This is a genomic window from Mesorhizobium sp. M1A.F.Ca.IN.020.03.2.1 (assembly GCF_004023205.1).
GTDB lineage: Bacteria > Pseudomonadota > Alphaproteobacteria > Rhizobiales > Rhizobiaceae > Mesorhizobium.
Window position 1 is genome coordinate 21872 of record NZ_RZSV01000001.1, and the last position, 11413, is coordinate 33284.

Annotated in this window: 12 protein-coding genes; all 12 read left to right on the plus strand. The window is 64.1% G+C overall.

What is annotated here, in order from left to right; translation table 11 throughout:
* The 12 genes from EOA79_RS00100 (at position 1) to EOA79_RS00155 (ending at position 11300) form a co-directional block, all read left to right on the plus strand.
* Positions 1–813 (plus strand): shikimate dehydrogenase, encoded by an 813-nt coding sequence (locus EOA79_RS00100; protein ID WP_095824993.1) that lies wholly within the window; start codon positions 1–3, stop codon positions 811–813.
* Positions 806–1612: an SDR family oxidoreductase gene (locus EOA79_RS00105; RefSeq protein WP_095779437.1), complete on the plus strand. Its 807-nt coding sequence runs from the start codon at positions 806–808 to the stop codon at positions 1610–1612. The genes EOA79_RS00100 and EOA79_RS00105 overlap by 8 nt, the downstream gene beginning before the upstream one ends.
* A 14-nt stretch (positions 1613–1626) precedes the next feature.
* Positions 1627–1974 carry a RidA family protein gene (locus tag EOA79_RS00110; RefSeq protein ID WP_095824994.1) on the plus strand — a complete coding sequence of 116 codons (348 nt, stop codon included), beginning with the start codon at positions 1627–1629 and terminating at the stop codon, positions 1972–1974.
* 76 nt (positions 1975–2050) lie between these two features.
* The gene (locus tag EOA79_RS00115; protein WP_164748135.1) at positions 2051–2839 is read left to right on the plus strand and encodes a FadR/GntR family transcriptional regulator; all 789 of its coding nucleotides are present in this window, start codon (positions 2051–2053) and stop codon (positions 2837–2839) included.
* Positions 2840–3118: 279 nt separating this feature from the next.
* Complete coding sequence (locus tag EOA79_RS00120) at positions 3119–3829, plus strand: SDR family oxidoreductase (RefSeq protein ID WP_095824995.1); 711 nt, start codon at positions 3119–3121, stop codon at positions 3827–3829.
* Positions 3830–3840: 11 nt separating this feature from the next.
* On the plus strand, positions 3841–4590 hold the full coding sequence (locus tag EOA79_RS00125) for an SDR family oxidoreductase (protein WP_095824996.1): 750 nt from the start codon (positions 3841–3843) through the stop codon (positions 4588–4590).
* Positions 4591–4673: 83 nt separating this feature from the next.
* Positions 4674–5621, plus strand: coding sequence for a LysR substrate-binding domain-containing protein (locus EOA79_RS00130; RefSeq protein WP_067328785.1), 948 nt, complete (start codon positions 4674–4676; stop codon positions 5619–5621).
* Between the two features lie 87 nt (positions 5622–5708).
* Positions 5709–6743, plus strand: a complete 1035-nt coding sequence (locus tag EOA79_RS00135) for an amino acid ABC transporter substrate-binding protein (protein WP_095825036.1) — start codon at positions 5709–5711, stop codon at positions 6741–6743.
* Between the two features lie 77 nt (positions 6744–6820).
* Complete coding sequence (locus tag EOA79_RS00140) at positions 6821–7987, plus strand: ABC transporter permease subunit (protein WP_245322400.1); 1167 nt, start codon at positions 6821–6823, stop codon at positions 7985–7987.
* A 3-nt stretch (positions 7988–7990) separates the two neighbouring features.
* The gene (locus EOA79_RS00145; RefSeq protein WP_095824997.1) at positions 7991–9070 is read left to right on the plus strand and encodes an amino acid ABC transporter permease; all 1080 of its coding nucleotides are present in this window, start codon (positions 7991–7993) and stop codon (positions 9068–9070) included.
* Positions 9071–9092: 22 nt separating this feature from the next.
* The gene (locus tag EOA79_RS00150) at positions 9093–9839 is read left to right on the plus strand and encodes an amino acid ABC transporter ATP-binding protein (protein ID WP_095824998.1); all 747 of its coding nucleotides are present in this window, start codon (positions 9093–9095) and stop codon (positions 9837–9839) included.
* Between the two features lie 54 nt (positions 9840–9893).
* Complete coding sequence (locus EOA79_RS00155; RefSeq protein ID WP_095824999.1) at positions 9894–11300, plus strand: FAD-binding oxidoreductase; 1407 nt, start codon at positions 9894–9896, stop codon at positions 11298–11300.
* Positions 11301–11413 lie beyond the last annotated feature (113 nt).

The window sequence follows — 11413 nt, forward strand, 5'->3', positions numbered from 1 at the left end:
ATGCGCGGAACCGGCAAGGCCGATGTCTTCGTCATGCTGGCCCATCCCGTGGGCCACGCGAAAAGCCCTGGCATCTTCAACGAGATCTTCGAGCAGAAGGGGCTCGACAGTCTGATGGTGCCGCTGAGCTGCCGTCCGGAAGATTTCGATACTTTCTGGGCCGGCATCACGGCGGCGGAGAACATCCGCGGCGTCATCATCTCGGTGCCCTATAAGGTCCCGGTCTACCACAAATGCGCCGCCGCCCACGATCGCGCCGCGCGCGTGCAGAGCGCGAATTCCGTGCGCCGGCAGGGGGACGGCACCTGGTATGCCGACAATTTCGACGGCGTCGGCTTCATCGACGGCTTGAAGGCCGGCGGACACCGGATCGCCGGCAGGCGCATCCTCCAGGTCGGCGCAGGCGGTGCGGGCGCATCGCTGACCTACTGCCTCGCCGAGGAAGGCGCGACGGAGATTCGCCTCGCCGACATCGACAGGGGACGCGCGCAAAAGCTCGCTTCGCTGGTCAGCAGGTCGTTCCCCGATTGCCGCATCGAGGTCGGCGAACCCGATCCGTCCGGAATGGACATGGCGATCAACGCGACGCCCTCCGGGCTGAAGGCCGGCGATCCGCTGCCGATGGATGTGAACAAGCTGACGCCGGAGATGACCGTGGTCGACATCATCATGGAGCCGGCCGAAACGGCCCTGCTCAAGGCGGCGAAAGAGATCGGCTGCCGCATCCAGCCCGGACGCCCGATGATGGATTTCCAGGTCGAGGCCATGGCCGCATTCTTCGACATCGAGCGAAAGGAGCGCCACAATGGCTGAGGCTTCGACCGCGGTCGTCATCGGCGGCACGTCCGGGATCGGCCGCGCTATCGCGGAGCGCTTCGCCGAGGAAGGCTACCAGGTGGTCGTCGCAGGCCGGGACGCGAGCCGCGGCAAGGAAGCCGCCGAGGCCTGCGAGAGCGCCGGCGCCCCACGCGCCGTGTTTGTCCAGACCGATGTCGGCGATCCCGCTTCCGTCGAGGCGCTGGCGCAAGACGTCAGCAATGCGTTCGGCACCCCTCATGTCGTGGTCAACTGCGCCGGCATCCTGCAGAGCGGCAAGCATGTGCTCGACCAGGACCTCACCGAAGACGAGCAGATGTGGCGGATCAACTATCGCGGCACGCTGCTTGGCTGCCAGCTGTTCGGCCGGCTGATGTCGGCCGCCGGGCGCGGCGCGATCCTCAATGTCGGCTCGCTCGCCTCCTTCGCGCCGCTGTCGCTTCCGGCCTACACGCCCGGAAAGCATGCAGTGCTGGCGCTCACCCAGATCCTGGCTGCCGAACTCGGCCCGCATGGAGTCCGTGTGAACGCCGTAGCGCCGGGCTATACCCTCTCCGACGGGCTGAAGGCCAGGATCGCCAAGGGCGAACGCAACCCGGAAGCGATTCAGGCCACCACCGCGCTGCGCCGCTTCGTCGAGCCGCGCGATGTCGCCGAGGCGGCGCTGTTCCTCTGCTCCGACCGTGCCGCGTCGATCACCGGCGTTACGCTGCCCGTCGATGCCGGCTGGCTCGTCCAGGCGCCGTACGCGCAGTACCTGCAGGGCAATCCCATCCGGCAGACACCGGCAATCTGACGAGGAAGAATCCAGTGGGCGATATACAGCGCTTCGACTTCGACACCCGCATCCATCATGGCGTCATCCACAACGGCACGCTCTACCTGACCGGCCAGGTTGCCAGGCCGGGCCAACCGGCGGCCGACCAGATGCGCGAGGTGCTCGCCAAGATCGATGCGCTACTCGCCACGGCAGGCACCGACAAGACCCGCATCCTCCACGTCCAGATGTGGCTGGACGACGTGCGGGATTTCGACGAGGTCAATGCGGTCTGGGACGCCTGGATGCCGAAAGAGCATGCGCCGGCACGCTCTTCCGGCGAGGGGCGGATGGCCAAGCCCGGCATGCTGGTCGAACTGATCGTCACCGCGGCGGTTTGAATGGTCTCGCCGGTTCGGGCATCATCCCGAATCTGAACTTGAACGGCCCTAGTCTGGACTTGAACGGAAGGCCTGAATGACGAAGCGCAAGCCGCTTTCCACCGTCGTGGCGGAGAGCCTGGCCGAAAAAATCCGCTCCGGTGAGTTGCAGCCGGGCGCGCAACTGCCGACCGAGGCGGAGCTTTGCGCCGAATACGATGTCAGCCGCACCGTCGTGCGCGAAGCCGTGGCGCGGCTGCGCTCCGAGGGCATGGTGGTGCCGCAGCAGGGACGCGGCATGTTCGTCAGCGAAACGCCCGTGCCGCGCAATTTCTCGATCCCGGACGAGGCGCTGAGAACCTTGCCGGAAACCATCGCCTTGCTCGAACTCAGGTTGAGCGTCGAAGTCGAATCCGCCGGGCTCTGCGCCGAACGCCGCACCGACAAGGAGGCGAGCGACATCCGTGCCATGATGGATGACATCGACGCGCAGCGGGCCGACCCGGCAGCGGTCCAGATCCACTACGACTACGATTTCCACCTCGCGATCGCCAAGGCCGCGCGCAACGAATTCATCCATGGCTTCCTGGCCTATCTCGGGCCGATGATCGTGCCGCGCTTCCAACTCGGCTACGTCGTCGAGCCGGCCCTGAAGGACAGCTATTACGCGCGCATCCACAGCGAGCACAAAGCCATCGTCCATGCCATCGAAAGACAGGATGGCGGCAAGGCCCGCCAGGCCATGCGCAAGCATCTGCACAACAGCCTCGGGCGCGTTCGCGCCCTCGCGCGGGCTTCCGGAGTCGAGGCGACCGACGCGGAGCAAAAGGCCGCCGCAGCCTCGCTCTTCACCAAAATGAAAAGGCCTGCGCCAACGGCCGGTTAAGGCCGGGACGGGTTCGATCCTTCGCGTGAGCACCGAATGCGACTTGCCGCGCGTTGCGAAAGCCGTGTTTTTGTTCCACCGGCGACCGGAAACCCTCTCCCGCGCGCCGACGGGATTGTTTTCCTTTGGTTCGCAGCGTTGGAGGCCGCGCAGGCAGCGTGGAACGTTTGAGCTGCCGGAAAGGCTCTCGAAAGTTTATCTTTCCTTTTTGCTGCTTTTCTTGGTTTCGCGGCACCGGTCGAGGCCGCAGACTAAGATCAGGCAATAGGGGAAGCCCACGTGACGACAGCCTTCATCACAGGTGCGACGAGCGGCATTGGGCGAGCCATCGCCATCGCGTTGAGCGACGCCGGCTACGACGTCTATGCGGTCGGTCGCAGCCAGGCGGCGCTGAAAGAACTGCAGGCCGAGCGTCCTGGCATCCTGCCGATCGCCGTTGACGTTACCGACCGCGAGGCTTTGGAATCGGTCCTGGCCGATCTCACCATCGATGTGCTGATCAACAACGCCGGCATCATGCCGCCGCTCGGCAATTTCGCCGACATGACGATCGCAGACATCGACACCACGTTGGAGGTGAACCTCAGCGCGGCGATCCTGCTCACCCGCCTCGTCGTGCCGCAGATGCGCGAGCGCCAGTCCGGCCACATCTTGTTCACCGGCTCCGCCGCCGGCCACGCGGCCTATTCCAACATCGCCGTCTATTCGGCCACCAAGGCGGCGATCTCCGGCTTTGCCGCTGCCTTGCGCGCCGACCTCTCGCCGTCCGGCATACGCGTCACCGAGATCGTCGCCGGTCGGGTCGAGACGCAGCTCTACAAAGGCATCCTCGACGCCGACGCCCGGGCGGCGATGTACGCCGGAAAAGTAGTGCAGCCGGACGACGTGGGCAGGATGGTCGTCGCTGTGCTGGCGCTCCCCGCATGGGCCGACGTTACCCGTTTCGACATCATGCCGACCTGGCCGACCTCGCCCAGCGGCACCAAGTAAGGAAAACTGCAATGAAGGATCTTTCCGTTCTGATCGTCGGCGGCGGCGCCGGCCTTGGCGCCCTTCTCGCCCGCATGGCTGTGGAGGCCGGGGCGGCAAAGACCGGCATCATCGACATCAACCAGGAAGCCGCTGAGAGCGCTCTCGACGCGGCGAAAGCCAAGGGCGTGCCCACGGCTGCCGCAGCTTGCGACATCCAGGTCGGACCGCAGTGTCACGCCGCCTTCGACGCCATTGTCGCGAAGCTGGGGCGCGTCGACACGCTGATCAATTGCGCCGCGATCTATCCTCGGCGTCCGCTCCTCGAGATCACCGACGCCGAGTGGGACGCCTCCAACGGCATCAACATCAAGGGCACGTACCACATGATGGTGGCGGCCGTTCGCCACATGCAGTCGCAAGAGCCAAAAGCGCATGTGCGTGGAAGGATCGTAAACCTCACTTCCGTCGACGCCTTCAAGGCGCATCCGCAGAACGCCCATTATGCGGCGACCAAGGCCGCCGTCGTCAGCCTCACGCGCTCCTTTGCCCATCACGTCGCCAAGGACGGGATTTTGGTGAATTCCGTCGCGCCCGCCGGCATGGCCACCGAGAAGGCCAAGGCGCTCGGTTTTCTCGAGGAATTGGCCAAGGCAAGCCCGCTCGGCCGCGGCGCCGAGCCGACCGAGGTCGCCGAGTGGGTGCTCATGACCGGCGGCCCGAAGAACACCTATATGACCGGTGAAAACGTAATCGTCTCAGGCGGTTACATCTACGCCTGAATCGGTTTTCATAAGCCGGCGGCGTCTGAAATCCAGCAGTGCATGATCAACGGAGTCTCGAACGAAAGGAGGCGGACCTCACGATGACCGGCAAGCTTCGCCTTCCTTCGCTCAATGCGCTTCGCGTCTTCCACGCCGTCGCACAGCACAAGAGCTTCCGGCAGGCCGCCGACGAGCTCCTGGTGACGCCGCAAGCCGTCGGTCAGCAGATCAAGCTCCTGGAAGACACGCTGCAGGTGACGCTGTTCGAGCGCAAGGGGCGCTCGATCGAACTGACTGAGTCGGCGATCTTGCTCTCGCACTATGTCAAAGCCGGCTTCGACGAATTTTCCGAAGGCGTTCGCCGCGTCACCAAATCGAACTACCGGGACCGCATCAATCTTAATGCGAGCCCCTACTTCGCAACACACTATCTGCTGCCCAGGCTTTCATTGTTCCGCGAGATCCTGCCGGGCGCTGATCTGCGCCTGACGACGATGGTCGACCTGCCCGATTTCGGGCGTGACGACATCGATATGACGGTGCAGTGGGGCTATGGCAACTGGCCGGACTACGAGACCACGCTGCTGGTGCCGGACCCGAAGATCATATGCTGCACCCCGGCGATCGGCGAGAAGATCAAGTCGGCGCAGGACCTGACGCGGTTCACGCTGCTCGACACCGTCAAGTCGAAGCGGCTGTGGCCCGACATATTGCGGCACCTCGGAGTGGAACTCGCTGAGGGCGACCGCAGCATCGGGTTCGATGACGCCGCCACCATGCGCCGTGCGACGCTCCAAGGCATCGGTGTCGGCCTGGTTTCCATCATCGATGCCGAGGAGGACTTCAGGTCGGGCGCGCTGGTCGCGCCACTTGGCCGTGACGCCCTCTCGGACATGAAGCCGGAAGAAGTCCCCGGCTTCTACCTCGTCATGCCGCGCGGGCATCTGCGCGTGAAGGCGGTGGCCGCCCTGCATCGCTGGCTCGTCCAGCAGGATTGGGGCAGCGACCTCAAGCTTTCTCTGCCGAAACCGACACCGCTCTCCGATTAGGAGCGGCTTCGCGACCGAGGGCCGAAGCGCGTGTTTCGGGCCTCCAACAACAAGAACAAGTGAACCTCAACAGTGGAGACAACAAACATGAAAATGATGAAATGGGGGGCCGCAGCCATGGCCCTTGGCCTGGTTCATTTTGCGGCGCCTGCCGAGGCGGCGGGCGGCAAGACGCTGGAAACGGTGAAGGCGCGCGGCTTGCTCAACTGCACGGGCCATGACGGCTCCTATCTCGGCTTCGCCGAGGTAGACGACAAGGGCAACTGGAAGGGCATGGACATCGACCTCTGCAAGGCGGTGGCGACCGCCGTGTTCGGCGACCCGGCCAAGCTGAAGATCGTCCCGATCAGCTGGGCGCAGCGCTGGCCGTTGCTGCAGTCGGGGGACGTCGACATCATCATCAAGGCGTCGGGCGGCACGCTCAGCCGAGATACCGAGCTCGGCCTGCAATTCTCGATGTCCTATTACCTCGGAACGACCAAGGTGATGGCGCATAAGGAGCTCAATCTGAAGTCGCTCAAGGACGCCGATGGCGGCTCGATCTGCATCCCCGCGGGGACGACCATCGAGCAGCAGGTCGCGGCCTATGCGCAGAAGGTCGGGATCAAGCTGGAGCCTGTCGTCATCGAAAAGACGGAAGAGCTCGAGCAAGCATACTTCTCGGGGCGCTGCGACATGTATGCCCAGTGGGGGCCAGTTCTCGCAATCGCGCGTGTCGCCAAGGGCAAGGTCGACGACCACGTGATCCTGCCCGACGTGCTCGCCGTCGAACCCGAGGTCATGATCGTGCGGCAAGGCGACGACAACTGGGTCGACGTCGCCAACTGGACGCTCTCCGCCCTGCTCTTCGCCGAGCAGGAAGGCATCACGTCCAAAAATGTCGATGAGATCAAAGCCAAGCCCACGTCGCCGGCAGTTGCCAAGTTCCTGGGTGCCGCGCCAGGCATGGGCAAGGGTCTCGGACTTCCTGACGACTGGGCCTACAACGTGATCAAGAAGGTCGGCAATTACGGCGAGATCTTCGATCGCGATCTCGGCAAGGAGTCGCCCTACAAGATGGATCGCGAGCTGACCAACCTGTGGAACAATGGCGGCGTCCTGTTCCCGCTGGTGATCGACTGACTCCACCTCTCAACGCAGCTCGCTCTGAGCTCCGCCTGGCACCGCCAGGCGGAGCCGGCGACAATTCGGGGACGACCATGATGGTCAGCCTGCTAAGAAATCAGAGGGTCCGCAATACGCTTTTACAGGTTCTTTATGTCGGCTCGCTTGCTGCGATGATCCTTGCCTGCGTGATGATCGCCCGGCGGAACCTGGCGCAGCAAGGCATCACGTCCGGCTTCGACTTCCTGTTCAAGTCGACGGGCTGGGATGTCAACTTCTCGCTGCTGCCCGCCACCGCCAACGACCCCTACTGGTGGTTCTTCCTCATCGGCGTCATCAACACGCTATTCCTGGGATGCACCGGGCTGATCCTGGCGACGATCGTCGGCACCATTGTCGGCCTGGCGCGGACCTCCTCGAACGAGCTGGCGCGGCTGCTTGGCCGCACCTATGTCGACATTTTCCGCAACATCCCGCTGATCCTCCAGGTCTTCTTCTGGTACGCCGTCATTACGCATCTGCCGACGCCACGCGCCGCGCACGAGGCCTTCGGCATGCTGCTGACCAGCCGCGGCCTCTATGTCCCGGTCCCCAATGTCGGCGGCGTCGCGTTTGCGGCAGCTTTCCTTGCTGTAATCGCCGCGATCGCGCTGCCGGTTTGGCTGGGCCGGACCACGCGCCTCAGCCAACCGCCCGGCGAGCGGCTCGGCATTCAACTGACCGCGGCCGCGACGGCACTGGCCAGCGCAGTCATTGTCCTTGCGCTGGGCCGCCTGCCGGACCTGCCGCTGCTCGACTTCCCTGCCCTGCAAGGTCTCAATCTCAAGGGTGGCCTGCGCATCCCTCCCGAATTTTCCGCTTTGGCCATCGCCATCGCCATCTATGGCGGCTCCTATATCGCCGAAATCGTGCGTGGCGGCTTCAAGGCCGTCGGGAAGGGCCAGATGGAGGCCGCACTTTCGCTGGGGCTGAGCCCCTGGCGCGTGTTCACGCTGGTGCGGCTGCCGCTGGCGCTGCGTGCCATGCTGCCGATCCTCGCGAACCAGTATGTCTGGCTGATGAAGGCGACGACCATGGGCATTGCGGTGGGCTTCACCGACTTCTTCATGATCGTGGCGCTGACCATCAACCACTCCGGCCAGACGCTGGAAGCGATCGGTATCCTGATGGCAGGGTTCCTGGCGATCAATCTCAGCCTGGCCGCCGTGTTCAACCGCATCAACAAAACCATTGCCCTCAAGGGCAATCAGTTGAGGGGGTGAGTGATGGAGATGGTAATTGTCGCTCCCCCTGCCCCTGGCAAGCTCGAAGACGTGAGGCGCCGTTTCTTCGCCACGCCGCTGCAGGCGCTGTTGTCGCTGATATCCCTGACGATCATGGCTTTCGTTCTCTGGAAGCTGCTGAACTGGGCGGTGTTCTCAGCGGTGTTCACCACCAGCGGCGGGCCCGAGGCCTGCCAGGCGGCGGCAGGAGCCTGCTGGTCGGTCATTGCCGCCAGGTGGCGCATCATCCTTTTCGGCCTCTATCCCTTCGAGGAGCAATGGCGCTCGGCCTTGGCCTGTGTGGCCGTCGTGGTCATTACCGTGCTGAGCTGCATTCCGGCCTTTTGGACCGGCAGCCGCATCGCGCTCGTCTGGGGCGCTGGAACGGCGCTCTACTATGTGCTGATGAAAGGCGGCGTGCTCGGCCTGCCCTATGTCGGCGAGGAAGCCTGGGGCGGGCTGGCGCTCACCCTTTTCATCTTCGTCACCACCTGCCTGATCGGCTTCCCGCTGGCGATCTGCCTGGCTCTCTTGCGCCGCTCGGAGCTGCCCTGGATATCCAGGACCACCGGCCTGATCATCGACGGAGTGCGCTCGCTGCCGCTGATCTCTATTCTCTTCACCTTTGCCGTCGTGCTGCCCTTCGCGCTGCCGCAGTGGATGGCAGGCGACAAGCTGTATAGGGTCATTCTCGGCTCGGCCCTGTTCTTCTCGGCCTATCAGGCCGAGATCGTGCGCGGCGGCATACAGGGCGTTCCGAAGGGCCAGGAGGAAGCCGCCATGGCGCTCGGCATGAGCTACTGGCAGCGCATCGGCCGCATCCTCCTGCCGCAGGCCATGCGCAACGCGCTGCCGGCGACGATCAACCAGTTCGTCATCTCGTTCAAGGAAACCTCGCTGGTGGTTATCGTCGGTTTCTTCGAGATCCTCGCCTCCGGCAATGCCGCCTACGGCACCGGCGAATGGCGCTTCGCCTATGTCGAGGTCTATGCCTTCATTGCGTTGATCTATTTCGTCTTCGTTTTCAGCCTGTCCCGCTACGGTGCTTTCCTCGAGCGCCGCATGTCGGTCGGCGAACGGTAGGGAGGCGCACAAAGTGAATTCGATGCAGTCATCCGGCGCCGCGGTTCATATCCAGAACCTGGACAAATACTACGGCTCTTTCCACGCGCTGCGGAACATAAACCTTTCCGTGAAGCGCGGAGAAAAGATCGTCGTCTGCGGCCCCTCGGGCTCCGGCAAGTCGACCATGATCCGCTGCATCAATCGGCTCGAGCAGCACAATGGCGGGCGCATCACCGTGCTCGGCACCGACCTCAACGACGATGTCGGCAACATTGACGGGATCAGGCGCGAAGTCGGCATGGTGTTCCAGCACTTCAACCTGTTCCCGCACATGACCGTGCTGGAGAACTGCATGATCGCACCGATGATCGTGCGCAAGCGACCGCGCGCCGAGGCCGAGGCGACCGCCCGGCACTATTTGGAGAAGGTCCGCATTCCCGAGCAGGCGATGAAGTTTCCCGGACAGCTCTCCGGCGGCCAGCAGCAGCGTGTGGCGATTGCGCGCGCCCTTTGCATGCAGCCGCAGCTCATGCTGTTCGATGAGCCGACGTCGGCGCTCGACCCGGAAATGATCGCCGAAGTGCTGGACGTCATGGTGAGCCTTGCTTCGGAAGGCATGACGATGATCTGTGTCACGCACGAGATGGGCTTCGCGCGCCGCGTCGCCGACCGCGTCATTTTCATGGACCGCGGCGAGATCGTCGAGGAGGCGCCGCCGGAGCAGTTCTTCACCTCTTGCCGAAACGAGCGCACCCGGCAATTCCTGTCGCAGGTGCTGGGTCATTGAGCCAGAGCCAGCTGCTGTCTATACGCGGACGTGCCACACATCGCAGGTATCGCAATGACTGACGCCGTCACCGCTTTGCGCGAGATTCTCGGACCGAAAGGCTGGCTTTCGGGCACCGACGCCGAGCCTTATCAGCGCGACTGGCTGAACCGCTATGGCGTCGCGCCTTTGGGCGTTGCCAGACCCGCGAACACGGCCGAAGTTGCCGCAGTGGTCAAGGCATGCCGGGTGGGCGGCGTGGCCGTGATTCCGCAAGGCGGAAACACCGGCCTGTGCGGCGGCGCCGTCGCCGATCGGGCGGACGCGATCATCGTCTCGCTTTCGCGCATGACGGGAATAGGCGAACCGGATCCGGAGAGCGGGTCGATTGCGGTTGACGCGGGTGTTGTGCTCGCCGCGTTGCACGACGCGCTGGAGCCGCATGGCCTAATGTTCCCGATGCATCTCGGCGCCGAAGGCAGCGCCAGGATCGGCGGCCTGATCGGCACCAATGCCGGCGGCAGCCAGGCGTTTCGCTATGGCATGATGCAGGACCTCGTGCTCGGCCTCGAAATCGTGACCCCGGACGGCGCGATGTGGGACGGCCTTCGCGCGGTGCAGAAGGACAATGCCGGCTATCAGCTGCGCAAGCTGTTCTGCGGTGCCGAAGGCACGCTCGGCATCGTCACGCGCGCTGTCCTCAGGCTCTATCCCACCCCAAAACAACAGGCGAGCGCGCTTCTGGTAATGTCCGACTTCGCCGCGGCCGTTTCCTTCGGCACCTATCTGCGCGGCGAGGCCGGCGAGTTCCTTGCCGGGCTCGAATTCTTCTCCGATGTCGGCCTGAGGCTGGCGCTCAAAAATCTGCCTGATCTCGCCTACCAGCTGGAAACACGAGGCGACGTCTACCTGCTCGTCGAACTGGCGTCAGGTTCGGCGCGCGTTCCGCTGGACGAGATCCTCGCTTCGGCACTGGAATGGGGTATGGAGGAAGGTCTGGTCGTGGATGGCGCGCTGGCCAATTCGGGCGCGCAGCGGGCGCAATTCTGGCGGCTGCGCGAGGAACAACCCGAGGGGCAGCGGCTGGAAGGCGAACAGTTGAAGCACGACATCTCGGTGCCGCCGGGCGCCATCGCCCGCTTCATCGAGACCGGCGCCGGGATTTGCGACGACATCCTGCCCGGCGTGCGGATCAACCCATTCGGGCATCTCGGCGACGGCAACATCCACTACAATCTGTCGCCGCCGGAAGGCCGCGCCGATTTCGACGGCAAGGCGGGACAATTTGCCGAGGCGCTGGCTGCGCTCGCTACCGAGATGGGGGGCAGCTTCGCGGCGGAACATGGGCTTGGGCGCGCCAAGATCGCCATGGCCGAGCGGAATCGCAGTTCTGTGGAGCGGGAACTCATGGCGCGGCTGAAGGGCGCGTTCGACCCGCAGGGCACGATGAATCCCGGTGTCCTGGTTCGAATTGCAGAATAAAGAAAAACTTTCGAATGGATCGCATTTCTTGATTTCGCGTCGGCCCGCCAGAGTGCAGGTATAAGTTCGAAAGGCAGGCTCCGTCTGCTTGCCACCAGCGTAAGAGGATGCCG

Bases quoted from the DNA above. Each gene is read 5' to 3' on its own strand.
- EOA79_RS00135 (WP_095825036.1), top strand. From the start codon at position 5,709: ATGAAAATGATGAAATGGGGGGCCGCAGCCATGGCCCTTGGCCTGGTT.
- EOA79_RS00105 (WP_095779437.1), top strand. From the start codon at position 806: ATGGCTGAGGCTTCGACCGCGGTCGTCATCGGCGGCACGTCCGGGATC.
- EOA79_RS00130 (WP_067328785.1), top strand. From the start codon at position 4,674: ATGACCGGCAAGCTTCGCCTTCCTTCGCTCAATGCGCTTCGCGTCTTC.
- EOA79_RS00155 (WP_095824999.1), top strand. From the start codon at position 9,894: ATGACTGACGCCGTCACCGCTTTGCGCGAGATTCTCGGACCGAAAGGC.
- EOA79_RS00140 (WP_245322400.1), top strand. From the start codon at position 6,821: ATGATGGTCAGCCTGCTAAGAAATCAGAGGGTCCGCAATACGCTTTTA.
- EOA79_RS00115 (WP_164748135.1), top strand. From the start codon at position 2,051: ATGACGAAGCGCAAGCCGCTTTCCACCGTCGTGGCGGAGAGCCTGGCC.
- EOA79_RS00145 (WP_095824997.1), top strand. From the start codon at position 7,991: ATGGAGATGGTAATTGTCGCTCCCCCTGCCCCTGGCAAGCTCGAAGAC.
- EOA79_RS00100 (WP_095824993.1), top strand. From the start codon at position 1: ATGCGCGGAACCGGCAAGGCCGATGTCTTCGTCATGCTGGCCCATCCC.
- EOA79_RS00125 (WP_095824996.1), top strand. From the start codon at position 3,841: ATGAAGGATCTTTCCGTTCTGATCGTCGGCGGCGGCGCCGGCCTTGGC.
- EOA79_RS00150 (WP_095824998.1), top strand. From the start codon at position 9,093: ATGCAGTCATCCGGCGCCGCGGTTCATATCCAGAACCTGGACAAATAC.